The sequence below is a fragment of the Synechococcus sp. BSA11S genome, from assembly GCF_014224355.1.
Classification (GTDB): domain Bacteria; phylum Cyanobacteriota; class Cyanobacteriia; order PCC-6307; family Cyanobiaceae; genus Regnicoccus_A.
Map to the genome: position 1 here is coordinate 86,851 of NZ_VNWP01000007.1, position 22,950 is coordinate 109,800.

Below are 22,950 nucleotides of genomic sequence, written 5' to 3' on the forward strand. Positions count from 1 at the left end.
TGGGGTGGGCAAGGGGACGCCTGGGTGACAGGGTGCTCCACTGGAGGCTTAGCTAGGGCGGCTCGAGGAGTCAGCGGCCGTGAAATCGATCAATGGCTGGGTTGATGAGATCCACGAGGGTGTGCGCTACGGCCTTGAGGCTGAGGTGCTGCTGGAGCAGAGCAGCCCTTACCAGGAGATCACCATCATCGACAGCCGGCGCTACGGCAAGGGACTGCTGCTCGATGGCTGCTGGATGACGGCCGAACGTCAGGAGCGCCACTACCACGAGCCGCTGGTGCATCCGGCCCTCAGCTCCGCCGCCGGCCTCGAGCGGGTGCTGGTGATCGGCGGCGGCGACGGCGGCACGGCGCGGGAGTGCCTGCGCCATCCCGGCGTGCGCCACCTCGATCTGGTGGAGATCGATGGGCTGGTGGTGGAGTGCGCCCAGCGCTATCTGCCTTCCCTGGGCGCGGGCTGCTGGGATGATCCCCGCTTTCAGCTCACCGTCGGTGATGGCATCGCCTGGGCCTCTGAGGCCGACGACGCCAGCTACGACGTGGTGATCGTGGATGGCTCCGACCCCGCGGGCCCCGCCGAAGGCCTGTTCAACCGAGCCTTCTTCCGGCAGTGCCGCCGCATCCTGCGCCCTGGCGGGGTCTTCGCCACCCAGAGTGAATCCCCGGAAGCCTTCCGCGACGTGCACCTGGCCACCGTGCGGCTGCTGAGGGAGGTGTTCGGCCATGCCGATCCGCTCTATGGCTGGGTGCCGATGTACCCCAGCGGCTGGTGGAGCTGGACCTTTGCCGCCACGGATGGCCCCCGCTACCTGGAGCCCATGGCCGAGCGGGCCGCGGCGGTGGCCGCCGGCTGTGAGATCTGGTCGCCCCGCTGGCAGCGGGGCGCCTTCCAGGCCATCCCGGCCGGCATTGAGCGGGCCCTGGCCCTCCACCAGGCCTGAGCTGATGCCTGTCCCTGTGCCTCCGGATCTGATTGACTCCGACCTGTTCGAGCGCGACGGAGCCATCTACATGGGTTCAAGGCGTGATCCCGACGGTTGCCGGGTGGGCCTCTTCGGGGTGCCCTACGACGGCACCACCTCGTTCAGACCGGGGGCCCGCTTCGGGCCGGCGGCGATCCGGGAGGTGAGCAATGGGCTTGAAACCTATGACCCGCAGCTGGATCTCGACCTCGAAGACCTGGCTTTCGTGGATCTGGGGGCCGTGGCCATTCCCTTCGGGGCGCCGGAGCCGGTGGTGGCCGCCGTGGGCGAGGCCACCCGGGCGGTGCTTGAGCTGGGGCTGCGGCCGCTGATGCTCGGCGGAGAGCACTCGATCAGCAGTGGTGCGGTTGCCGCCGTGGCCGCCCGGTACCCCGAGCTGGCCCTGGTGCAGCTCGATGCCCACGCCGATCTGCGCCAGAACTGGCTGGGGGCCCGCCACAGCCATGCCTGTGCGATGCGCCGCTGCCTGGAGGTGCTTCCCTCCGCCGACCTGCTGCAGGTGGCGATCCGCAGCGGCACCCGCGAGGAGTTCGAGGAGCTGCGTCGCAGTGGCCGGCTGGTGGGGCAGGGCCCCGGTCTTTCGCTGGAGCCGGAGCGGCTCCAGGCTGAGCTGGTGGCGGCCCTCAGCCCGCTGCGGGGCCGGCCGCTCTACCTCACCGTTGACCTCGACTGGTTCGATCCCGCCGTGCTGCCCGGCACCGGCACCCCCGAGCCCGGGGGCTACCACTGGGGCCACTTCGCAGGGCTGCTGGAGGAACTGCGCCACCATCACCTGGTGGCAGCCGATGTGGTGGAACTGGCGCCCGGGCTGGATCCCAGCGGCGTGAGCGCCGTGCTGGCGGCGAAGGTGACCCGCAGTCTGCTGCTGCTGCTGGGTCAGGCTCAGTAGGAGTAGGAGCCGCTGGCCCGTTGCTCCCGCAGCCTCTCGTGCTGTTGACCGATCAGCACCACCGCCAGGGTGGGGTGGTTGTGGAGAAGGTTGAGGAAGTTCAGACGCTCCAGTTTGACCAGCTCCACCGGGGTGCGGGCGATGGCCTCGTTGCGGAAGAATCCACCCCGCCAGGCGATGTCTTCGTAGCTGAACAGCTCGCCGTGGCGGTAGCAAAGGCGATTTCTCGAGGTGTCGATCAGTTCGACGATGCCCTTGCGCACCCCGTAGATCGCACTGGTGAGATCTCCGTGGTGAAACACATGGGAGCCGGTGGGCAGGGTGAGGGTTTCACCGTCCACCTGCGAGGCCATCAGTTCAACCGGCGTTGCGGGTGCAGTTGCAACCAATCATTCACCTCCAACAGGGGTTTGACCTACCAGCATGGCGCCGGAGGCACGCTTTTGCAGGCAGTCTTGATCACACAGAGTGCGGCCGGATGTGTCCCGAGGTCTGTTCCGTGGCGGGTCTGGATCCGCTCAGCTGACAGCCGCGAGCAACTCGGTGAGGGCGAGCTGACGGTTGGCCGGCAGGGGCATGGCCAGCACCCTCGGGTCCACGCTCGGCAGCCGGGGTGGCCGTGGGGTCCAGTGGTGACACCAGAGATCGCTGGCCAGTTCAGGATGGATCGCCAGCCGTCGCATCTGGCACCAGCTCTGCTCGGAGCCACTGATCGAGGCTTCGGGCGCCTGGCAGTGGTTGCAGCTGCGACAGTTCGGGCGCTGGCCCATGGGCACGACCCATTCAGGGCACCCAAGGTAATGACCTTCTCCTTATCAGGCCAGGGGAAAACCCGAACCTGCTGGAAGTCTTCGGGATTGCCCGGAGGGCTCCCTGCCGGTGAGCCTCCATAGGATCCCCGCCAGCACTCGCGACAGCGCAGCCCATGGCGGAATCCCTGAAGCGAACCCCCCTCAACGGGGCCTGCCGCGCCGCCGGCGCCCGGATGGTGCCCTTCGAAGGCTGGGAGATGCCCGTCCAGTTCCAGGGCCTGGTTCAGGAGCACAGGGCCGTGCGCGAGCGCTGTGGGGTCTTCGACATCTCCCACATGGGTGTGCTGCGGCTGCGCGGCGACGGCGCCAAGGACGCCCTGCAGGCCCTGGTGCCCAGTGACCTGTTCCGGATCGGTCCCGGCGAGGCCACCTACACCGTGCTGCTCAACGAAGCCGGCGGCATCCGGGACGACCTGATCGTCTACGACCGGGGGCGGCCGGAGGACACCGATGGCGCACGCGACGAGCTTCTGCTGATCATCAACGCCGGCTGCGCCGAGGCCGATACCGCCTGGCTGCGCCAAAACCTGGAGCCGGCGGGCCTGGTGATCAGCGACCGCAAGGCCGATGGTGTGTTGCTGGCCCTCCAGGGCCCCGAGGCCATCGGCCGGCTGGAGGCCCTGGCCGCCGTCGACCTGAGCGGCCTTCCCCGTTTCGCTCACCGCACGTTCACGCTGGCCGGCAGCGCCGCCGCTGAAGCCGCCGGCGCCTCCGCCTTCGTGGCCCGCACGGGTTACACCGGCGAAGACGGCGTGGAACTGCTGCTGGATCGAGCTGCCGGTTGCGCCCTCTGGGCTCAGCTGCTGGCGGAGGGGGTGGTCCCCTGCGGCCTCGGTGCCCGCGACACCCTGCGCCTGGAGGCGGCCATGCACCTCTACGGCAGCGACATGGACAGCAGCACCACACCCCTGGAGGCTGCCCTGGGCTGGCTGGTGCACCTGGAGATGCCGGCGTCCTTCATCGGGAGGGAGGTGCTGGAGCGCCAGAGCGCCGAAGGGGTGAGCCGGCGTCTGGTGGGTCTGAAGCTCCAGGGCCGCGCGATCGCCCGGCACGGCTATCCGGTGCTGCGCCAGGGCCAGGTGGTGGGTGAGGTCACCAGTGGCACCTGGTCGCCCACCCTGGGGGAGGCGATCGCCCTGGCCTATGTGCCGGCTGATTCCACCCGCCCCGGCACCGAACTGGCGGTGGAGATCCGCGGCAAGGCGGAGCCCGCCATGGTGGTGAAGCGTCCCTTCTACAGGCGGGCCTGACGGGTGCTGCCGGGCCTGGCCCGGCTGGGTGGGAAAATCGCCGATTGCTCAGGGATTCACAGCATGCGCAGCCACGGGTGCGGCGACCTGCGTCAGGACGCCACCGGAGAGGAGGTGCAGCTCTGCGGCTGGGTCGACCGCAGCCGTGACCACGGCGGGGTGATCTTCATCGACCTGCGCGACCGCAGCGGCACGGTGCAGGTGACGGTGGACCCCGATCTGGGGTCCGAGGCCTTTGCCGTGGCCGAGCACCTGCGCAACGAGACCGTGATCCAGGTGGCTGGGCGGGTGCGGGCCAGGCCAGCGGAATCGATCAACACGAAACTGGCCACCGGCGGCCTGGAGGTGCTGGCCAGCGCCATCACGGTGCTGAACAGCGTCAAGGGCAACCTGCCCTTCCCCGTGTCGGTGCACGACGAGGAGAACACCCGCGAGGAGCTGCGGCTGCGTCACCGCTACCTGGATCTGCGCCGCGAGCGCATGAACGGCAACCTGCGCCTGCGCGCCCGCACGATCCAGGCGGCCCGCCGCTTCCTCGAAGACCAGGGCTTCATCGAGGTGGAAACCCCCGTGCTCACCCGCTCCACCCCCGAGGGCGCCCGCGACTATCTGGTGCCTTCGCGGGTGTGCGGCGGCGAGTGGTTCGCCCTGCCCCAGTCGCCCCAGCTGTTCAAGCAGCTGCTGATGGTGGGCGGCCTGGAGCGCTATTACCAGGTGGCGCGCTGCTTCCGCGACGAGGATCTGCGGGCCGACCGTCAGCCGGAATTCACCCAGCTCGACATCGAGATGAGCTTCATGGGCCAGGAGGAGATCCTGGAACTCAACGAAGCGCTGATCGCCGCGATCTGGAAGGCCGCCCGAGGGGTGGAGCTGCCCCGGCCCTTCCCCCGCCTCAGCTGGCACGAGGCGATGGACCGCTACGGCACCGACCGGCCCGACACGCGCTACGGCCTGGAGCTCACCAACGTGAGCGACCTGGTGGCCGGCATGGGTTTCAAGGTGTTCTCCGGGGCCGTGGCCGCCGGCGGTTCGGTGAAGTGCATCGCCGTGCCCGGAGGCAATGAGGCCCTGTCCAACGTGCGCATCAAGCCCGGTGGTGATGTGTTCAGCGAGGCCCAGGCGGCAGGGGCCGGGGGGCTGGCCTTCATCCGTGTGCGTGAGGGCGGCGAGATCGACACGATCGGCGCCATCAAGGACAACCTCAGCGCCGCCACCAAAGCCGAGCTGCTGGAGCGCACCGGCGCGGCGCCCGGCACCCTGCTGCTGTTCGGCGCCGGCGACACCGCCACGGTGAACAAGGCCCTCGACCGGGTGCGCCAGTACCTGGCCCGGGAGCTGGGGATGGTTCCGCCCGACCGGGAGAACGACATCTGGAACTTCCTCTGGGTGGTGGATTTCCCGATGTTCGAGTTCAACGCCGAGGAGAACCGCCTCGAGGCGCTGCATCACCCCTTCTGCGCTCCCAACGCCGCCGACCTCGGCAACGATCCCGCCGCCTGGGCCACCACCCTGCCCGCGGCCCGCGCCCAGGCCTACGACCTGGTGCTCAACGGCCTGGAACTGGGGGGCGGTTCGCTGCGCATCCACGATTCGGCCCTGCAGCGCCAGGTGCTGCAGACCATCGGTCTGCCCCTGGAGGAGGCCGAGCGCCAGTTCGGCTTCCTGATCGAGGCCCTCGACCTGGGCGCCCCTCCCCACGGCGGTCTGGCCTTCGGGCTCGATCGGATGGTGATGCTGCTGGCCGGCGAAGAGTCGATCCGCGACACGATCGCCTTCCCCAAGACCCAGCAGGCCCGCTGCCTGCTCACCCAGGCCCCTGCCGGCGTGGCTCCCCAGCAACTGCAGGATCTGCACGTGGCCAGCACCTGGGTGGAGCCTGAATGAACGCAGCGAGACCCGACTGATTCTGAAGAGAAACCTTCTGTTTCGCGCTGCTTTTCAGCGGCAACACGAAGGTGAAGGCACGTCAGTCCATGGTTCGTGTCCCCAGGGTCAACAGCAGCGCTTCAAGGCAACCCCGAACCGGAGGTGGCGATCGATCTCGATGCCGTCCCCGACGCTGGCAGGGCCTCCACCCGGGGCCTCCGGGGCCGTCCCCGCCTGCCGGGCCGCGCCAGTGCCGATCTGGTGCGGCTCTACCTGCAGGACATCGGCCGGGTCGATGTGCTCAGCCAGGAGGAGGAACTGCTGCTGGCCCGCCAGGTGCAGGCCCGTGAGCTGCTGCTGGAGCAGCGGCGGGAGAAGGCGGCCGACCAGCCGATCCTGCAGGCCATGATCGAGCTGGAGGTGGTGCGGCAACAGCTGGCCACCCGCCTCACCCATCAGCCCTCCCACGCCCAGTGGGCCGAGGCCTGTGGCCAGCCCCTGCCCGAGTTGCGGCGCCTCCTGCAGGAGGGTCACGCAGCCTGGGCCGCTTGCCTGCAGCTCAGCCTCAGCGACCTTCAGCAACGGCTGCTGCGGGGCCGCCGTGCCCGCGACCGCATGATCCAGGCCAATCTGCGTCTGGTGGTGGCGGTGGCCAAGAAGTATCAGAAGCGGGGCATGGAACTGCTCGACCTGGTCCAGGAGGGCACCCTGGGCCTCGAGCGTGCTGTCGAGAAGTACGACCCCACCCGCGGCTTCCGCTTCAGCACCTATGCCTACTGGTGGATCCGCCAGGGGGTCACCCGGGCGATCGCCACCCAGAGCCGCACGATCCGCCTGCCGGTGCATGTCACCGAGAAGCTGAACCGGATCAAGAAGGCCCAGCGTCAGTTCGCCGCTGACCACGGCCGCACCGCCTCCCTCGCCGAGCTGGCCGAGGCTTTGCAGTGGAGCGAGGAGGCGGTGCGGCTCACCCTGCTGCGCGTGCCCCGCTCGGTCTCCCTGGACACCAGGGTGGGTCGTGACCACGACACGTCCCTCGGGGACCTGCTGGAGGCCACCACCGACACCCCGGAACAGCGGCTGACCCGGCAGCAGCTGCACAGCGACCTCGATGCCCTGCTCGATGAGCTCAGCCAGCGGGAAGCGGAGGTGATCCGCCTGCGCTATGGCCTCAGTGACGACAACCCCCGCACCCTGGCCCAGATCGGCGAGGGGATGCAGCTGTCCCGGGAGCGGGTGCGTCAGATTGAAACCACGGCCCTGCACAAGCTGCGCCAGCCGGGCCGGCGTTGCCGCGTGCACGACTACCTGCTCAGCCTCGACGGCTGAGGCGCTCCTGCACACGCCATACGGAAAGCCCCCCCTGGACGCCTGCCGCGGCATTGGGCTAAACCGGAATCACTCCGCTTTGTTTTCCGTGAGCAACTCCTCTGCCGTCACCGCCCCTCCGATCGACATCGGCATCTCCGATGACCAGCGCGAGCAGATCGCGGCAGGTCTGGGCCGGGTCCTGGCCGACAGCTACGTGCTCTACGGCAAGACCCACGGCTTCCACTGGAACGTGACCGGTCCGATGTTCAACACGCTGCACCTGATGTTCATGGAGCAGTACACCGAGCTCTGGACGGCCCTCGACGTGATCGCCGAGCGAATCCGGGCCCTGGGCTGTCCGGCCCCCTTCGGCGGCGGCCGTTTCGCCGCCCTCTCCTCGATTTCCGAAACCCAGGGTCAGCCCCCGGCCCTTGAGATGGTGCGTGAGCTGGTGATGGGCCATGAGGCCGTGGCCCGCACCGCCCGCAGCCTCTTCCCCCTGGTGGCGGAGGCCGGAGACGAGCCCACCGCCGACCTGCTCACCCAGCGGTTGCAGATCCACGAGAAAACCGCCTGGATGCTGCGCAGCCTGCTGGATGCCTGATCGGGCGGGCTGGATAGATTGATGTGTCCGCCGATGTCCGCCCTCCGCCCATGGCGAAATTCGTCTTCGTGACCGGGGGGGTGGTGTCGAGCATCGGCAAGGGGATCGTGGCGGCGAGCCTCGGGCGGCTGCTCAAATCAAGGGGCTACAGCGTTTCGATCCTCAAGCTCGATCCCTACCTCAACGTGGACCCGGGCACGATGAGCCCGTACCAGCACGGCGAGGTGTTCGTCACCCAGGACGGCGCCGAGACGGATCTCGACCTGGGCCATTACGAGCGATTCACCGACACCGCCATGTCGCGCCTGAACAGCGTGACCACCGGCTCGATCTACCAGGCGGTGATCAACAAGGAACGCCGCGGCGATTACAACGGCGGCACGGTGCAGGTGATTCCCCACATCACCGGTGAGATCCGCGAGCGCATCCACCGGGTGGCCTCCGACAGCGGCGTCGATGTGGTGATCACCGAGATCGGCGGCACGGTGGGGGATATCGAGTCCCTGCCCTTCCTGGAGGCCATCCGCGAGTTCCGCGGCGACGTGGGCCGCTGCGACCTGGCCTACGTCCACGTCACCCTGCTCCCTTACATCGGCACCTCCGGCGAGATCAAGACCAAGCCCACCCAGCACTCGGTCAAGGAGCTGCGCTCGATCGGCATCCAGCCCGATCTGCTGGTCTGCCGCTGCGACCGGCCGATCAGCGAGGAGCTCAAGGCCAAGATCGGGGGCTTCTGCGGCGTCCGCCGCGAGGCGGTGATTCCCGCCCGCGACGCTGACAGCATCTATGCGGTGCCGATCGCGCTGGAAGAGGAAGGACTCTGCCGTCAGGTGCTGCAGGTGTTCGGCCTGGAGGATCGCGACAGCGACATGGAGCGCTGGGAGGCCCTGGTGCAGAGGCTGCGCAATCCCGGCGCGGCGGTGAAGGTGGCCCTGGTGGGCAAGTACGTGCAGCTCAACGACGCCTACCTCTCGGTGGTGGAGGCCCTGCGCCATGCCTGCATCGACCGGGATGCCTCGCTGGATCTGCACTGGATCTCCGCCGAGCAGATCGAGACCCAGGGGGCTGAAGCGCTGCTGCGCGGCATGGATGCCGTGGTGGTGCCGGGCGGTTTCGGGCATCGGGGCGTGGATGGCAAGGTGGCGGCGATCCGCTGGGCCCGCGAGGAGCGGGTGCCCTTCCTGGGGCTCTGCCTGGGCATGCAGTGCGCCGTGATCGAGTGGGCCCGTAACCTGGCCGGCCTGGCGGGCGCCACCAGCGCCGAGCTGGATGCCGACAGCCTCCACCCCGTGATTCACCTGCTGCCCGAACAGCAGGATGTGATCGACCTGGGCGGCACGATGCGCCTCGGGGTCTACCCCTGTCGCCTCGCTGCGGGAACCATCGCTGCTCGCCTGTACGGCGAGGAGGTGGTCTACGAGCGTCACCGCCACCGCTATGAGTTCAACAACGCCTACCGCAACCTCTTTCAGGCGGGGGGCTACACGATCAGCGGCACCTCTCCCGACGGGCGGTTGGTGGAGCTGATCGAGCGGGAGGATCACCCCTTCTTCGCGGCCTGCCAGTACCACCCGGAATTCCTCTCCAGGCCCGGCAAGCCCCATCCACTGTTCCGCGGGTTGATCGAGGCTGCTCAGGGGCAGCGGGGCGAGTTCAGCGCCAACGGCCAGGAGCAGCAGGCCAAAGCCGTTCCCGATGATGTGCCCGTGCGGGCCTGAGCAACCGCCTGGATGGAGCGGGTGCTCGCCTGCGCGCTGCCTCCCGTTGAGTTCAAGGGACACTGGGCGGATGCATTTGCTGGATACCCAGTAAGCTGGTGAGCCGGCAAGCAGGTCTGATGAAAACGACCTTGGATCTGCCGGATCATCTCGTGCACCAGGTCAAGCAACGGGCCCTGCAGCAGGGCCGCACGCTCTAGGAGCTAGTGGCTGATTACATCCGTCAGGGGCTCCGTGGCGGCACATCAGGGTCTGCGCCACCCGCCAGCAATGGGGTGACAGTGGATGGAGCAGGGCTGCCGTTGTTCCGCTGCGACACATCCAGCGGCAAAGCTGGAATCGCTCTGGTGGCGCTTGGCGGGGCTTGTCCTGGAGCTCCTCCAGGCCGATGCCTGCAGCGGGGGTTGAGGCGAACGGGGCGCCCGTGCGGGGATCGAAGCCTTTCGTTCTGCCGCTGAGCGTCCGGTCTTCGCTTCCTAGGGTGAGTTTCGTTTGCGCCGTGGCCGTGCCCCCAGCCGGACTCCCGGTGGTGGAAACCTTCCACTCCCTTCAGGGTGAGGGAGTGCACGCTGGCCGCAGCGCCTTCTTCATCCGGCTGGCCGGCTGCTCGGTGGGCTGCAGCTGGTGTGACACCAAGCACTCCTGGCCGGCGGCCGCCCATCCCCACCGTCACTTCCAGGATCTGGCGGTGGACACCGCGGCTGCTGCTGCTGCCGGTGCCGCTTTCGTGGTGATCACCGGAGGTGAACCTCTGCACCAAAACCTCGATGGTTTGTGTGAGGCCCTGGGCCAGGCAGCTCCCCAGCTCCCCCTGCACCTGGAAACCAGCGGCGTCGACCCGCTCTCCGGCCGCTTCGAGTGGATCACCCTCTCGCCCAAGCGCCACCGGCCGGCCACTGCCGAGCTTCTGGCCGCCTGCCATGAGCTGAAGGTGGTGATCCACGAGAGGGCTGATCTGGCCTTCGCTGAGGCCATGGCCTCAGCCGCTTTGGCCCTGCGCCGGGAGTCGCCGCTGCCGCCGCCGGTGCTGTTGCTGCAGCCCGCTGCCGGAAGCGAGCTGGGGCAGGAGCTGGCGGTGAACCACGTGCGCCGTCACGGCGGTTGGCGCCTCAGCCTGCAGACCCACAAATGGCTGGGGCTGCGCTGAAGGCCGGCTCCAGCGATCCCGCAAACTGTGAGCGAGTGAGCAACGCGGGCGTGGAGAAGCTGCAGAGCCTTCGGGGCATGGTGGATCTGCTCCCGGAGCAGATGCCCCTGTGGCAGCGGATCGAAGCCACGGTCCGCAGCCAGTTCGAGTGCGCTGCCCTGCGGGAGATCCGCACACCCCTGCTGGAGGTCACCGAGCTGTTCGCCCGCGGCATCGGTGAAGCCACCGATGTGGTGGGCAAGGAGATGTACACCTTCCTCGATCGGGGCGAGCGCAGCTGCACCCTGCGTCCCGAGGGCACCGCGTCGGTGGTGCGCGCCGCCCTGCAGCATGGCCTTCTCGGCCAGGGGGCCCAGCGGCTCTGGTACACGGGCCCGATGTTCCGCTACGAGCGCCCCCAGGCCGGCCGGCAGCGCCAGTTTCATCAGGTGGGGATCGAGCTGCTCGGCTTCGCCGACCCCCGCAGCGACGCCGAGGCGATCGCGATCGCCTGGGATCTGCTTCGTGAGCTGGGGGTCGGGGGCCTGGCGCTGGAGCTCAATTCCCTCGGCGATCCTGCTGACCGCGCCGCCTACCGCACCACCCTGGTGAGCTGGCTGCAGGAGCGGCGCGATCTGCTCGACGGGGACTCCCAGGAGCGGATCAGCACCAATCCCCTACGCGTTCTCGACAGCAAGAACCCCGACACCCAGGCGGTGCTGGCTGAGGCTCCGCTGCTGATCGACAGCCTGAGCGACGCCAGCCGCGAGCGTTTCGAGGCTGTGCGCCGTTGCCTCAACGCGCTGGACATTCCTTACCAGCTCAATCCCCGCCTCGTGCGCGGCCTCGACTACTACACCCACACCGCCTTCGAGATCACCAGCAGCCAGCTCGGGGCCCAGGCCACCGTCTGCGGCGGCGGTCGCTACGACGGCCTGATCGAGCAACTGGGCGGTGCGCCCACGGCGGCGATCGGCTGGGCGATCGGCCTCGAGCGGCTGGTGCTGCTGCTGGCCCAGGCCCAGTCCGCCGGCGGATTCACCCTCCCCACACGATCCCCTGATGTGTACCTGGTCAGCCGAGGCGAGCAGGCTGAACGCCAGGCCCTGGTGCTCTCCCGCCAGCTGCGTCAGGCCGGCCGCATGGTGGAGCTCGATCTCACCGGTGCCGCCTTCGGCAAGCAGCTCAAGCGTGCCGATCGCTCCGGAGCCCCCTGGGCCGTGGTGATCGGCGAGGGGGAGGCCGAGGAGGGGCTTGTGGTGCTCAAGGACCTGCGCCGTCGAGGCGATCCGGCCGAAGAGCGCCTGGGAGCGGAGGAGCTGCTCCGACGCCTGACGCTTCAATCACCATGAGATGCTCTACGGACCCCCGTCCCTTGCCTCATCCAGCTCTGTGATGACTGTCCGGACCATTTGCTGCATCGGCGCCGGTTATGTGGGCGGGCCCACCATGGCGGTGATGGCCGACCGCTGCCCCCACATTCAGGTCACCCTGGTTGATCTCAATGCCGAGCGGATCGCTGCCTGGAACGATGCCGATCTGAGCAAGCTTCCTGTCTATGAGCCAGGCCTTGCAGATGTTGTGGCTCGCTGCCGAGGCCGCAATCTTCACTTCACCACCGAGGTGGACGGAGCGATTGCGGCGGCCGATATGGTCTTTCTTTCGGTGAACACCCCCACCAAGAGGCGCGGTCTCGGGGCCGGGCAGGCCTCCGATCTGCGTTGGATCGAGGCCTCCGCCCGCCAGGTGGCTGCCCAGGCCATGGGCCACACGATCGTGGTGGAGAAAAGTACCCTTCCTGTGCGCACGGCTGAAACCATTCAGTCCATTCTTTTAGCTTCTCAGGACGGTTCCGAAGCAGAAAGCAAGACATTCTCTGTGCTCTCCAACCCTGAGTTTCTGGCAGAAGGAACTGCCATCTCCGATCTCGAGGATCCCGATCGTGTGCTCATCGGCGGGGATGATGCGAATGCGATTGATGCCCTGGTGGAGATCTACTCCAAGTGGGTCAGCCCTGAGCGAATTCTGCGCACCAACCTCTGGAGCAGTGAGCTCTCCAAGCTCACGGCCAATGCCTTTCTGGCCCAGCGCATCTCCTCGATCAATGCCATTGGTGCCCTCTGTGAGGCAACGGGTGCTGATGTGAAGGAAGTGGCTCGGGCCATCGGGGCCGATTCGCGTCTGGGGCCGAGGTTCCTCTCCGCTGGCCCAGGTTTCGGTGGCAGTTGCTTTCGTAAGGATATCCTCAACCTGGTGTATCTCTGCCGGCACTACGGCCTGGAGCAGGCCGCCCAGTACTGGGAGCAGGTGGTGGATCTCAACAGCTGGCAGCAGCAGCGCATCGCCAGGCTGGTGGTGAGTCGGCTGTTCGGCACAGTGAGCGGCAAGCGCCTGGCGGTGCTGGGGTTCGCCTTCAAGGCCGATACCAACGACACCCGTGAATCTCCGGCCATTGGTATCTGCCGTGACTTGTTGGAAGAGGGGGCTCACCTGGCGATTCATGACCCGAAGGTGGGACCCGATCAGGTGGCCGCGGACCTGGGCCGTGAGGCCGCCGCTTCCCGGCTGGGCCTGGCTGATGAAGGAAGCTGGCAGCCTGCCGCCGGCGTGCTGGATGCCGTGGAGGGTGCCGATGCGGTGATCGTGCTCACGGAATGGCACCAGTTCGCTGAACTCGACTGGACTGCGATCGTCGCGTGCATGCGTCGACCCGCCTGGTTGTTCGATGTGCGCGGGGTGACTGATGCTGAAGCCGCCCGGGCGGCCGGGCTTAGGGTCTGGCTTGTAGGGGAAGGCTGAACCCATGGATCCATCCTCCCTGCGCAATCTTGTCACCGGCGGTGCCGGCTTCGTGGGCTCCACCCTCGTCGACAGGCTGATGGAGGCCGGGGAGGAGGTGATCTGCCTTGACAACTATTACACCGGCAGCAAAGCCAATGTGGCCCGCTGGATCGGCCATCCCCGCTTTGAGCTGATCCGCCACGACGTCACTGAACCGATCCGGCTCGAGGTGGATCGGATCTGGCATCTGGCTTGTCCGGCTTCACCCAGGCATTACCAGTCGAATCCGATCAAGACGGCCAAGACCAGCTTTCTTGGCACTTACAACATGCTTGGCCTGGCCAGTCGGGTCGGAGCGCGGCTGCTGCTGGCGAGCACCAGCGAGGTGTACGGCGATCCCGAGGTGCATCCCCAGCCGGAGAGTTACCGCGGCAGCGTCAATCCGATCGGAATCCGCTCCTGCTACGACGAAGGGAAGCGCATTGCCGAAGCCCTCTGCTTCGATTACATGCGCATGCACGGCACGGAGATCCGTGTGGCCAGGATCTTCAACACCTATGGCCCACGCATGTTCCCGGACGACGGCCGGGTTGTGAGCAACTTCATCGTGCAGGCCTTGCGGGGCCAGCCGTTGACCCTCTATGGGGATGGAAGCCAGACCCGCAGCTTCTGCTATGTGGACGATCTGGTAGAGGGGCTCATCCGGCTGATGAACGGCAACCACACCGGACCGATCAACATCGGCAATCCCGGCGAATTCACGATCCGGCAGCTGGCGGAGCTGGTGCTGGAGCGGATCGACCCCGGTCTCTCCCTCACCTACCTGCCACTGCCTCAGGATGATCCTCTGCAACGCCAGCCGGTGATCGATCTGGCCAGGCGTGAGCTGGGCTGGGAACCCACGGTTTCACTGGAGGAGGGACTGGGTCCCACCATCGCTTACTTCCGCAACTGCCTGGAGCAAGGCCGTTGACCCTGCTCGTCACCGGTGGTGCGGGCTACATCGGCAGCCACACCGTCCGTGCCCTGCAGCAGGCCGGTTTCAGGCTGGTCGTCCTCGACAATCTGGTCCATGGACACCGTCGCCTCGTTGAGGAGGTGCTGACTGTGCCGCTGGTGGTGGGGCAGGTGGGTGATCGGGCCCTGCTGGAGCAGGTGCTGAGCGGCTGCCATCCCGCCTGCGGAGGTGAGCCCGTGCATGCGGTGCTGCACTTTGCGGCCTATGCCTACGTGGGTGAATCCGTCCAGGACCCAGCCAAGTATTACCGCAACAACCTGGCCGATTCCCTCGCGCTCCTGGAATCCCTGGTGGAGCCGGTACGGACAGGCACGGGGCCCGCGATCCCGATCGTGTTCTCCTCCAGCTGTGCCACTTACGGGATACCGGACACCGTTCCGATCACCGAAGACGCCCCCCAGCTGCCGATCAACCCCTACGGACGCAGCAAGTGGATGGTGGAGCAGTTGCTCAAGGATTTCGGCGCCGCCTATGGGTTGCGCAGTGTGATCTTCCGCTACTTCAATGCCGCCGGTGCTGATCCTGCCGGTGATCTGGGGGAGGATCACACGCCGGAAACCCATCTGATTCCCCTGGTGCTGGCGGCGATGGCCGGGCTGCGCTCAGGTGTTGAGGTGTATGGCAACGACTACCCCACTCCGGATGGCACCTGCATCCGCGATTACATCCACGTTTGCGATCTGGCGGATGCCCACGTTCTTGGCCTGAAGCAGATTCTTGGGTCTGAGTCAAGTCCATCGTGGCTGCCGAGAATCTACAATCTTGGCAATGGCTCGGGCTATTCCGTTCAGCAGGTCATCGATCAGGCTCGACAGATCATCCCGCGGCATCTGGAGGCTACTGCTTCCCTTCGGCGCCCTGGTGATCCTCCTGTTTTGGTGGCCAGTGCTTCAAAGGCCCGGCAGGAGCTTGGTTGGACCCCAAGGTTCCCCGATCTGGAGCAGATCATCACCCATGCCTGGCAGTGGCATTGTTTGCAGTGGTCAATCTCTTGAACGCCATGCTCATCGAAGACGGCGATGTCGCTGAAGCTCTGGGCGTGAAGTCGCTGATGAACGATCACCTTTCGAGATGGGTTGCCCACAAGCCCCTGGTGAGTTCTCACCTGCGCTTTGGGGAGACAAATCAGCCAGGAATGAGCGCCGCAAGGCCTTATCACCATCTCGGCCAGTACCAAACGGGGTCAGTCTGAAGATGGATCGTGCTGTTGTCGTCACCGGGGCTCCAGGCTTCATCGGTGCCGCCGTGTGTCAGAAGCTTCTGGAACGCGGTGAGCGTGTGGTGGGTCTTGACAACCTCAATCCCTATTACGACCCGGCCCTCAAGCAGGCTCGGCTGGAGCGGATCGAGATCGTTGCCAGATCAAGCCAGGGACATTTCAGCTTCCACCACCTTGATGTGGACAGTGGCGATGCAATCTCAACCCTCTTTGCCGAAAGCCGCCCCCGCGCCGTGATCCACCTCGCCGCCCAGGCCGGCGTCCGCTACTCGCTCGAGAACCCGGCGGCCTACATCCAGAGCAACCTGGTGGGCTTCGGGAACATCCTCGAGGGTTGCCGCCATCACGGTGTGGAGCACCTGGTGTATGCCTCCAGCAGCTCGGTGTACGGCGGCAACAGGCTCATGCCTTTTTCGGAGCAGCATCCGGTGAATCATCCGGTGAGCCTTTATGCGGCCACCAAGAAGGCCAATGAACTGATGGCCCACACCTACAGTCACCTCTACGGGCTGCCGGCCACGGGTCTGCGCTTCTTCACCGTCTATGGCCCCTGGGGTCGTCCGGATATGGCCCCGATGCTGTTCGCCAAAGCGATCCTCGCCGGTGAGCCGATCCGGGTGTTCAACCACGGTCGCATGCAGCGTGATTTCACCTACATCGACGACATCGTGGAGGGAGTGATCCGCTGCCTCGACAAGCCGGCGACCCCTGATCCGGATTTCGATCCACTGGAGCCGAATCCGGCCACGGCGGCGGCTCCCCACCGGCTGTTCAACATCGGCAACAGCCAGCCCACCCCCCTGCTGCGTTTCATCGAGGTGCTCGAAGACGCGCTCGGTGTGAAGGCCATCCCCCAGTTCGAGCCGATGCAGCCCGGCGATGTGGCCGCCACCGCCGCCGACACCTCGGCCCTGGAGGCCTGGATCGGATTTGCGCCCCACACACCGCTGGAGGTGGGCATCGGCCATTTTGCCCGCTGGTATCGCGAGTACCACGGCGTCTGAGCGCAGGGGCCAGGCCACCCCTCTGGTTCAACGGATCCCCATCAAAAAAGGGCCCCGTCGGGGCCCTGGCATCAGAGGAACGCTGAGCTGAAGATCAGGCCGAACCAACGCCCACGTAGGAGCCGTAGAAGAACAGGCCCACCACGAAGATCACGGCGATGCCGCCGGCGGTGGCCACCAGCCAGAGGGGCAGCACCCCTTCGGTCCAGCGGCTGCGCCAGGCCACCGCTGGGCGGCCATCGGGAAGACGGTCGGGAAGCCGACCGTCGGGCATGGTCATTTTCTTGCCGCTCATGGCTGGATCTCCCGATCAGTTGAAGAAGTAGCTGGAGAAAAGCACTCCGGTGACGAACACCAGCAGGAGGCCCAGATAAAGGCTCGTGCGGTTGAGCTCGACCGGAAGATTGTTCGGGTTGGGATTGCGCTGCATGGCGGAATTCAGCGACGGACGAACTGCATGGCCGCCAAGGCACCCAGGAAAAAGACCGTGGGGATCCCCAGCGCATGCAAGGACAACCAGCGGACCGTGAAGATCGGATAGTTGCGGGGCGTGGTGCTCGGTGACTGGGTCATGGCTTATTGCAAGCGCAGATCGAGCTGGCTCTTGCCTTCGTAGCGCTGGCTCACCACCGGTGCCTTGGCTTCCTGGGCCTGGAAGTAGGCATCGGGGCGAGGCGTGCCGAAGGCGTCGTAAGCCAGGCCGGTGGAGACGAACAGAAAGCCCGCCAGAAAGATCGCCGGCAAGGTGACGGCGTGGATCACCCAGTAACGGATGCTCGTAATAATCTCGAAGAACGGACGTTCTCCGGTGGAGCCGGCAGCCATAGCAGCGGGCAATTCAGCTCAGAGATCCTAGGCCTTGGCGGTTCGCCGGAGCGAGCGCATCCCCCTGTTGGTTACAGAGGGATGCAGTCAGCCCACCCAGCGCAGCAGGTTGCCCCGCTCGCCCAGCAGGAAGCCCTTGCCGTTGCCCTCGAAGACGATCCGGGTGAAGTTGGTGGGCTGGGAGCCCCCCATGGGGTCGCGCTCCCAGCTGGAGCCGCCGTCCTGGCTCACCAGCAGGGTGCCGCTGCCGCCGCCGGCCCAGATGGCGCCGTTGGGGTCCCAGGCCATGTCGAGGTAGCCGTAGCCATTGGTGATCGGGATCACCGGCTTGCTCCAGGCCTCCACATCGGCGGCGTCGGGGTTGAAGCGCAGCTGGGCGCCGCGGGTGACCATCCAGAGGTTGCCGTCGGGCTGGAAGCCCATGCTCTGCAGCCGTTGGCTGCTGATGCGCTGGTGGGGCTCCCAGGTGGCCTGCCCCGGCGCCCAGGTGGCGAAGAAATTGCCCAGGCTCGAGACACTCACGTAACGGCCGTCGGGGGCGCGTCGCAGGTCGCGCACGGCGCCGGCGGCATCGCTCACCTCGGCCTGCCAGCTGCCGCCGCCATCACTGGTGCGGTAGATGGCGCCCACGGTGGTGGCCAGCTCGGCCTTGCCCCGGGCCAGGGCCGTGATCAGGTAGGGGTCTCCGGGCAGCTTGGTGTCGAGCAGCAGGCGCTCCCAGTTCTGGCCCCCATCGGTGCTGTGCAGCAGCAGGCCAGGCTGGCCGGCGATCCAGCCCTCCTCTCCGGAGAAGTCGATGCTGAGCAGGCGGAAGTTCTCGTCCTCAGGCAGGGCGAGGGCACGGGCCTCCCAGCTGGCTCCTCCATCGTCGGTTTCGAGGATCAGGCGGTTGCTGCCCACCAGGAAGCCGTGGCTGTCGTCGGTGAAGGCCAGGTCGAGGGGGTTGGAGCGGGTGTCGAGGGCCACGGGCTGCCAGGGGCTGCTGGCGGCCACGGGCAGGCCGGTGGTGACGCAGCCGCCGAGGCTGAAGACCAGACCGACGGCCAGCACCAGGCCGAGCAAGGAGGAAAACAGGCGTTTCACAGGACTCAGCGCAGGGAATAGAGAGAGAGGAAGAAGGCGAACGCCAGGGCGAAGCCCCCGAAGATCAGCACGTTCTTCTGGCCGGGGGTGAGCTTGTTCACGCCGAGGCCGAAGTTGAGGTTTTCCTCGAAGCCGCTGGGCTTGTTGCGCGGTCCGATGTCGCGGAAGGCGCCCGCGCGGCTGCGGCAGACCGGGCAGCGGAAGCCGATCGGATCCAGTGAGCCGAACGGGGTGCCGGGGGCGATCGCCAGTTTGCGGATGCCCTCCTCGGGGTCGTAGACGAAGCCGCAGCTTCGGCACTCGAAGCGGTGGGTGTCGGGATCGCTTGTCTGCTCCGGAGCTCGTTCCTCGTCGCCGTCGTGCCCGTTGACCATGGCGCTGGCCCCACTGCCGTCAGATCGGACTCTATCCAGGCGATCCCTGCCCACGGATGCCAGACTGCGCCCCAGGTTGGGCCCTTTCATGTTCGTGCTTCCCGGCTACGACGCCTTTCTGGGCTTTCTGCTGATCGCAGCGGCCGTTCCTGTGCTGGCTCTGGTCACCAACAAACTTGTGGCCCCCAGGTCGCGTGATGGCGAACGCCGCCTCACCTACGAATCGGGGATGGAGCCGATCGGCGGTGCCTGGATCCAGTTCAACATCCGTTATTACATGTTCGCCCTGGTCTTCGTCATCTTCGACGTCGAGACCGTTTTCCTCTATCCCTGGGCCGTGGCGTTCCATCGCCTGGGCCTGCTGGCCTTCATCGAAGCCCTCATCTTCATCTCGATCCTCGTGGTGGCCCTCGCCTACGCCTGGCGCAAGGGCGCCCTCGAGTGGAGCTGATCCCCCGCCACCCGGAATCCCGACCAGCCGACCGATGACCCTCACCCCGTCAAGCCCCGGAACCAGCGAAGCCCCCTCGATCGAGGCCCTGCGCGACCTGCGTGCCGCCACGTGCAACCCGGTGGGTGCGCCCACGGTCACCTCGGACCTCTCCGAGAACGTGATTCTCACCAGCCTCGATGACCTGCACAACTGGGCCCGGCTCAGCAGTCTCTGGCCTCTGCTCTACGGCACGGCCTGCTGCTTCATCGAGTTCGCGGCGCTGATCGGCTCCCGCTTCGACTTCGACCGCTTCGGCCTGGTGCCCCGCTCCAGCCCGCGCCAGGCGGATCTGCTGATCACGGCCGGCACCGTGACGATGAAGATGGCTCCTGCCCTGGTGCGGCTCTACGAGCAGATGCCCGAGCCGAAGTACGTGATCGCCATGGGCGCCTGCACGATCACCGGCGGCATGTTCTCCGCCGACTCCACCACGGCCGTCCGCGGTGTCGACAAGCTGATCCCGGTGGACCTCTACATCCCCGGCTGCCCGCCGCGTCCTGAGGCCATCTTCGATGCGGTGATCAAGCTTCGCAAGAAAGTGGGCAACGAGTCCTTCGCTGAGCGGGGGCAGATGCAACCCACACACCGCTACCTCACGATCGAGCACGCCATGAAGGCGGTGGAGCCGATCGTCACCGGCGCCTACCTGAAGGCCGACACCCAGCAGGCCGCCTTTGCCGCCGGGGCCGGGCTGCCCCTGGCCAGCCCTGAACCCGAAGCCCTCGAAGCCACCCGCTCCTCCAGCGATGCCTGATCCCAGCACCGAGCTCAGCTCCGCCCCGATCGGCGCCGTCAGCCAGTGGCTGAGCGAGCAGGGCTTCGACCACCAGCCCCTGCCGGCCGACCACCTGGGCGTGGAGATCATCGGGGTGGAGCCGATGTTCCTGCCGGTGGTGGCCGCGGCCCTCAAGGCCTGGGGTTTCGACTACCTGCAGTGCCAGGGCGGTTACGACGAGGGCCCGGGCGGCCGGCTGGTGAGCTTCTACCACCTGGTGAAGCTGGCGGCGGCTCTCGAGCAGGGCTCCTCCGCTGAGGCCCCCCAGGAGGTGCGCCTGAAGGTGTTCCTGGAGCGGACCGGCGACCTCACCATCCCCACCCTTTATGGCCTGTTCCGAGGGGCCGACTGGCAGGAGCGGGAAACCTTCGACATGTTCGGCATCCGCTACGAGGGCCATCCCCATCCCAAGCGGCTGCTGATGCCGGAAGACTGGAAGGGTTACCCCCTGCGCAAGGATTACGTCCAGCCCGATTTCTACGAGATGCAGGACGCCTACTGAGCCCGGCTGGCCAGCCAGTCGAGATCGCTGCCGGGCTTGTGGCCCTTGTGCTTGCGGTAGAAGCGCATCACGGCATGGGCCAGGCTGCGTGAGTCGTGGCGAAGGGTGGGGCTCGGCCTGGAGCCCTGCAGCGGCGCCAGCATCACGTCGTAGCCGGCCGCGCGCAGCTGCCGTTGATCACAGAGCACGGGCTCGGCGCCCCTGGCGCGGTAGTGCTCGAGCAGAGAAAGGTCCCGCAGCGGTTCCTGGGCGAGCACTGCCGGGAACAGACGCTGGTTCACGCCGAGGCTGGCCAGCTGGGCTTCGATCGCCCGCAGGTGACCGGTCACATCCAGCCGGTCGGTTTCGCCGGGCTGGGTCATCAGGTTGCAGATGTAGAGCTTCGGCGCCTTGGACTGGATGATCGCCTGCACCAGCTCCGGCACCAGCAGGTTGGGCAGCAGGGAGGTGTAGAGGCTGCCGGGCCCGAGGATGATCAGCTCGGCGTTGGCGATGGCCTCGATCGCCCGGGGCAGGGCCGGAGGCCGCTCGGGGATGCAGCCCAGGCGCACGATCGGACTGGGTGAGTGGCCGATCTTCGATTCACCCTCGATGCGCTCGCCGCTCGCCAGCTCAGCCCAGAGGCGCACATCGGCAGTGGTGGCGGGAACCACCTGGCCCTGCACCGCCAGCACCCGGCTGCTGGCGGTGATCGCCGATTCCAGGCTGCCGGTGATGGCGGTGAGCGCGGAGATGAACAGGTTGCCGAAGCTGTGGCCCTCCAGGCCGTTGCCTGCCTTGAAGCGGTACTGGAACAGGCGGGTGAGCAGCGGTTCCTCCCGGGCCAGAGCGGCCAGGCAGTTGCGGATGTCGCCCGGCGGCTGCACCCCCAGTTCGCGGCGGAGCACACCACTGCTGCCGCCGTCATCGGCGACGGTGACGATGGCCGTGATGTTGCTGCTGTAGCGCTTGAGGCCGCTGAGCAGGGTGGAGAGGCCGGTGCCGCCGCCGATCGCCACGACGTTGGGGCCGCGGTTGAGCCGCCGCTGGGCCAGCAGGGCATCCACCAGCACCGTGTCCTTCTCGGGGGCCAGGGCCTGCTGGATCGAGCCGAAGCTGCGGCTCTGGCCCCAGATCACCAGTGCCGCACCGGCGATCAGCACCAGCGGCCCGGTGAAGCCCCGCGGCAGCACCCGCGCCACGTTGGTGATCAGCCAGGTGAGCGACTCGAGCATCCAGTAGATGGGCGTGAGATCCGCGAGGATGGCGGCGCCCAGCAGCGCCAGCACCAGCCCGAGGCCCGATGTGAGCACCCAGCGCTTCACCACCAGCCCTGGTTGCAGCCAGCGCACCGCCCGCTTCGAGCGGCTGACGAGGTCCTGCTGGCGGAGGTCGCCACGACCCATCCAACCGGGACGGCGGACCTGCCGGCGGGGGCGGCGGCGGGGCTGGGTGGGGCGCTGGGAGGTCAAGCCGATGGGGCGTTATGCCACAGCACAGAGCACCATGAACTGTACGGAGGAAACGCCAGGATGAACCGAGCCCTCCAGAGCGACCCCGACGGGCCGGTGCTTGAGCTCGATGGCGTGGGCATGCGCTGGGGGGCCAACACGGTGCTCGATGGCCTCAGCCTCAACCTGCGTCGGGGGGAGCGTCTGGCGGTGGTGGGACCCTCGGGCACGGGCAAATCAACGGTGCTGCGCATCCTGGCCGGGTTGCTGCTGCCCACGACGGGAGAGCTGAGGGTGCATGGCGCCCCTCAGCGCTACCTGCGGCTGGACCAGCGCCGGCCGCCGGATGTGCGCCTGGTGTTTCAGAACCCTGCCCTGCTGGGCTCGCTGACCGTGCGCGAGAACGTGGGCTTCCTGCTCTACCGCCACAGCAAGCTGCCGGAGGCCGAAATCCGCGAGCGGGTTCATCGGGCCCTGGAGGCCGTGGGCCTCTTCGGGATTGAGGAACGCCTCCCGGGGGAGCTCAGCGGCGGCATGCAGAAACGGGTGAGCTTTGCGCGGGCCCTGATCGAGGACCCCGCCCAACCGGCCGGGCTGCATCCGATCCTGCTGTTCGATGAACCCACGGCGGGACTGGATCCGGTGGCCTGCACCCGCATCGAGGACCTGATCGTCACCAGCACCCGCCTGGCGGCGGGCTGCTCGGTGGTGGTCAGCCACGTGATGAGCACCATCGTGCGCTCGGCGGAGCAGGTGGCGATGCTCTACGAAGGCAAGCTGCAGTGGCACGGTCCCGTGCAGGATTTCAGCCGCACCGACAATCCCTACGTGGTTCAGTTTCGAACCGGTAGCCTGAGCGGACCGATGCAACCGGCGGAGATTTAGAGC

Annotated in this window: 27 protein-coding genes; 18 read left to right on the forward strand and 9 right to left on the reverse strand. The window is 67.1% G+C overall.

Features of this window, described 5'->3' with window-relative positions; genetic code table 11:
- Positions 1-79: 79 nt before the first annotated feature.
- Both speE and speB read left to right on the forward strand, forming a co-directional pair.
- Positions 80-940: a polyamine aminopropyltransferase gene (gene speE / locus FPZ61_RS08320; RefSeq protein WP_185465724.1), complete on the forward strand. Its 861-nt coding sequence runs from the start codon at positions 80-82 to the stop codon at positions 938-940.
- 4 nt (positions 941-944) lie between these two features.
- On the forward strand, positions 945-1,871 hold the full coding sequence (gene speB, locus FPZ61_RS08325) for an agmatinase (RefSeq protein WP_185465726.1): 927 nt from the start codon (positions 945-947) through the stop codon (positions 1,869-1,871).
- Here the strand turns inward: speB and FPZ61_RS08330 are convergent.
- The gene (locus FPZ61_RS08330; RefSeq protein ID WP_185465728.1) at positions 1,865-2,224 is read right to left on the reverse strand and encodes a cyclic nucleotide-binding domain-containing protein; all 360 of its coding nucleotides are present in this window, start codon (positions 2,222-2,224) and stop codon (positions 1,865-1,867) included. The genes speB and FPZ61_RS08330 overlap by 7 nt on opposite strands.
- Positions 2,225-2,389: 165 nt before the next feature.
- On the reverse strand, positions 2,390-2,641 hold the full coding sequence (locus tag FPZ61_RS08335) for a hypothetical protein (protein ID WP_185465730.1): 252 nt from the start codon (positions 2,639-2,641) through the stop codon (positions 2,390-2,392).
- Between the two features lie 155 nt (positions 2,642-2,796).
- Between FPZ61_RS08335 and gcvT the strand changes: the two genes are divergently transcribed.
- The 12 genes from gcvT to FPZ61_RS08395 all read left to right on the forward strand — a co-directional run bounded on the left by gcvT (position 2,797) and on the right by FPZ61_RS08395 (position 16,580).
- Positions 2,797-3,933 carry a glycine cleavage system aminomethyltransferase GcvT gene (gene gcvT / locus FPZ61_RS08340; protein WP_185465732.1) on the forward strand — a complete coding sequence of 379 codons (1,137 nt, stop codon included), beginning with the start codon at positions 2,797-2,799 and terminating at the stop codon, positions 3,931-3,933.
- 63 nt (positions 3,934-3,996) lie between these two features.
- A complete protein-coding gene (gene aspS, locus FPZ61_RS08345) occupies positions 3,997-5,817 on the forward strand; it encodes an aspartate--tRNA ligase (RefSeq protein WP_185465734.1) in 1,821 nt (606 codons plus the stop codon).
- Between the two features lie 216 nt (positions 5,818-6,033).
- Positions 6,034-7,128, forward strand: a complete 1,095-nt coding sequence (locus FPZ61_RS08350; RefSeq protein WP_221629880.1) for an RNA polymerase sigma factor, RpoD/SigA family — start codon at positions 6,034-6,036, stop codon at positions 7,126-7,128.
- Between the two features lie 88 nt (positions 7,129-7,216).
- Positions 7,217-7,714, forward strand: a complete 498-nt coding sequence (locus FPZ61_RS08355; protein ID WP_185465736.1) for a Dps family protein — start codon at positions 7,217-7,219, stop codon at positions 7,712-7,714.
- Positions 7,715-7,764: 50 nt separating this feature from the next.
- A complete protein-coding gene (locus tag FPZ61_RS08360) occupies positions 7,765-9,432 on the forward strand; it encodes a CTP synthase (RefSeq protein ID WP_185465738.1) in 1,668 nt (555 codons plus the stop codon).
- A 499-nt stretch (positions 9,433-9,931) separates the two neighbouring features.
- Entirely contained in the window at positions 9,932-10,579 is a 648-nt protein-coding gene (locus FPZ61_RS08365; RefSeq protein ID WP_370593401.1) for a 7-carboxy-7-deazaguanine synthase QueE, read from the forward strand.
- Positions 10,580-10,629: 50 nt separating this feature from the next.
- Positions 10,630-11,910 (forward strand): histidine--tRNA ligase, encoded by a 1,281-nt coding sequence (hisS, locus tag FPZ61_RS08370; RefSeq protein WP_185465844.1) that lies wholly within the window; start codon positions 10,630-10,632, stop codon positions 11,908-11,910.
- A gap of 43 nt (positions 11,911-11,953) precedes the next feature.
- Positions 11,954-13,357, forward strand: a complete 1,404-nt coding sequence (locus tag FPZ61_RS08375) for a nucleotide sugar dehydrogenase (protein ID WP_185465742.1) — start codon at positions 11,954-11,956, stop codon at positions 13,355-13,357.
- Positions 13,358-13,361: 4 nt separating this feature from the next.
- Positions 13,362-14,312, forward strand: a complete 951-nt coding sequence (locus tag FPZ61_RS08380) for a UDP-glucuronic acid decarboxylase family protein (protein ID WP_185465744.1) — start codon at positions 13,362-13,364, stop codon at positions 14,310-14,312.
- On the forward strand, positions 14,309-15,352 hold the full coding sequence (gene galE, locus FPZ61_RS08385; RefSeq protein ID WP_185465746.1) for a UDP-glucose 4-epimerase GalE: 1,044 nt from the start codon (positions 14,309-14,311) through the stop codon (positions 15,350-15,352). The genes FPZ61_RS08380 and galE overlap by 4 nt, the downstream gene beginning before the upstream one ends.
- A gap of 5 nt (positions 15,353-15,357) precedes the next feature.
- Positions 15,358-15,549: a hypothetical protein gene (locus FPZ61_RS08390; protein ID WP_185474797.1), complete on the forward strand. Its 192-nt coding sequence runs from the start codon at positions 15,358-15,360 to the stop codon at positions 15,547-15,549.
- 2 nt (positions 15,550-15,551) lie between these two features.
- Positions 15,552-16,580, forward strand: a complete 1,029-nt coding sequence (locus tag FPZ61_RS08395) for an NAD-dependent epimerase (protein WP_185465750.1) — start codon at positions 15,552-15,554, stop codon at positions 16,578-16,580.
- A gap of 94 nt (positions 16,581-16,674) precedes the next feature.
- Here FPZ61_RS08395 and FPZ61_RS08400 read toward each other — a convergent pair whose 3' ends face one another.
- From FPZ61_RS08400 to FPZ61_RS08425, 6 genes are all read right to left on the reverse strand, one after another.
- Positions 16,675-16,875 (reverse strand): photosystem II reaction center protein J, encoded by a 201-nt coding sequence (locus FPZ61_RS08400; protein WP_185465752.1) that lies wholly within the window; start codon positions 16,873-16,875, stop codon positions 16,675-16,677.
- A 15-nt stretch (positions 16,876-16,890) separates the two neighbouring features.
- Positions 16,891-17,010, reverse strand: a complete 120-nt coding sequence (locus FPZ61_RS08405) for a photosystem II reaction center protein L (RefSeq protein WP_048017332.1) — start codon at positions 17,008-17,010, stop codon at positions 16,891-16,893.
- 8 nt (positions 17,011-17,018) lie between these two features.
- Positions 17,019-17,153: a cytochrome b559 subunit beta gene (psbF, locus tag FPZ61_RS08410; RefSeq protein WP_006173009.1), complete on the reverse strand. Its 135-nt coding sequence runs from the start codon at positions 17,151-17,153 to the stop codon at positions 17,019-17,021.
- A 3-nt stretch (positions 17,154-17,156) separates the two neighbouring features.
- Positions 17,157-17,405: a cytochrome b559 subunit alpha gene (gene psbE, locus FPZ61_RS08415; protein WP_094556243.1), complete on the reverse strand. Its 249-nt coding sequence runs from the start codon at positions 17,403-17,405 to the stop codon at positions 17,157-17,159.
- Between the two features lie 87 nt (positions 17,406-17,492).
- Entirely contained in the window at positions 17,493-18,488 is a 996-nt protein-coding gene (locus FPZ61_RS08420) for a photosynthesis system II assembly factor Ycf48 (protein ID WP_185465754.1), read from the reverse strand.
- Positions 18,489-18,493: 5 nt separating this feature from the next.
- Positions 18,494-18,862, reverse strand: a complete 369-nt coding sequence (locus FPZ61_RS08425) for a rubredoxin (RefSeq protein WP_255441490.1) — start codon at positions 18,860-18,862, stop codon at positions 18,494-18,496.
- 88 nt (positions 18,863-18,950) lie between these two features.
- Here FPZ61_RS08425 and FPZ61_RS08430 point away from each other — a divergent pair, with 88 nt between their 5' ends.
- Genes FPZ61_RS08430 through FPZ61_RS08440 form a run of 3 tightly spaced genes read left to right on the forward strand, consistent with a single transcriptional unit; the run spans position 18,951 to position 20,632 of the window.
- Complete coding sequence (locus FPZ61_RS08430) at positions 18,951-19,313, forward strand: NAD(P)H-quinone oxidoreductase subunit 3 (RefSeq protein ID WP_185465757.1); 363 nt, start codon at positions 18,951-18,953, stop codon at positions 19,311-19,313.
- 34 nt (positions 19,314-19,347) lie between these two features.
- Positions 19,348-20,109: an NADH dehydrogenase subunit K gene (locus FPZ61_RS08435; protein ID WP_185465759.1), complete on the forward strand. Its 762-nt coding sequence runs from the start codon at positions 19,348-19,350 to the stop codon at positions 20,107-20,109.
- Complete coding sequence (locus tag FPZ61_RS08440; protein ID WP_185465846.1) at positions 20,063-20,632, forward strand: NAD(P)H-quinone oxidoreductase subunit J; 570 nt, start codon at positions 20,063-20,065, stop codon at positions 20,630-20,632. The genes FPZ61_RS08435 and FPZ61_RS08440 overlap by 47 nt, the downstream gene beginning before the upstream one ends.
- On the opposite strand, the gene yvcK is transcribed toward FPZ61_RS08440, so the two are convergent.
- Positions 20,626-22,017, reverse strand: coding sequence for a gluconeogenesis factor YvcK family protein (gene yvcK / locus FPZ61_RS08445; RefSeq protein ID WP_185465848.1), 1,392 nt, complete (start codon positions 22,015-22,017; stop codon positions 20,626-20,628). The two genes, FPZ61_RS08440 and yvcK, sit on opposite strands and share 7 nt — an antisense overlap.
- Before the next feature lie 126 nt (positions 22,018-22,143).
- On the opposite strand from yvcK, the gene FPZ61_RS08450 reads away from it, so the two are divergent.
- Complete coding sequence (locus FPZ61_RS08450; RefSeq protein ID WP_255441478.1) at positions 22,144-22,947, forward strand: ABC transporter ATP-binding protein; 804 nt, start codon at positions 22,144-22,146, stop codon at positions 22,945-22,947.
- The last annotated feature ends 3 nt before the right edge of the window (positions 22,948-22,950 follow it).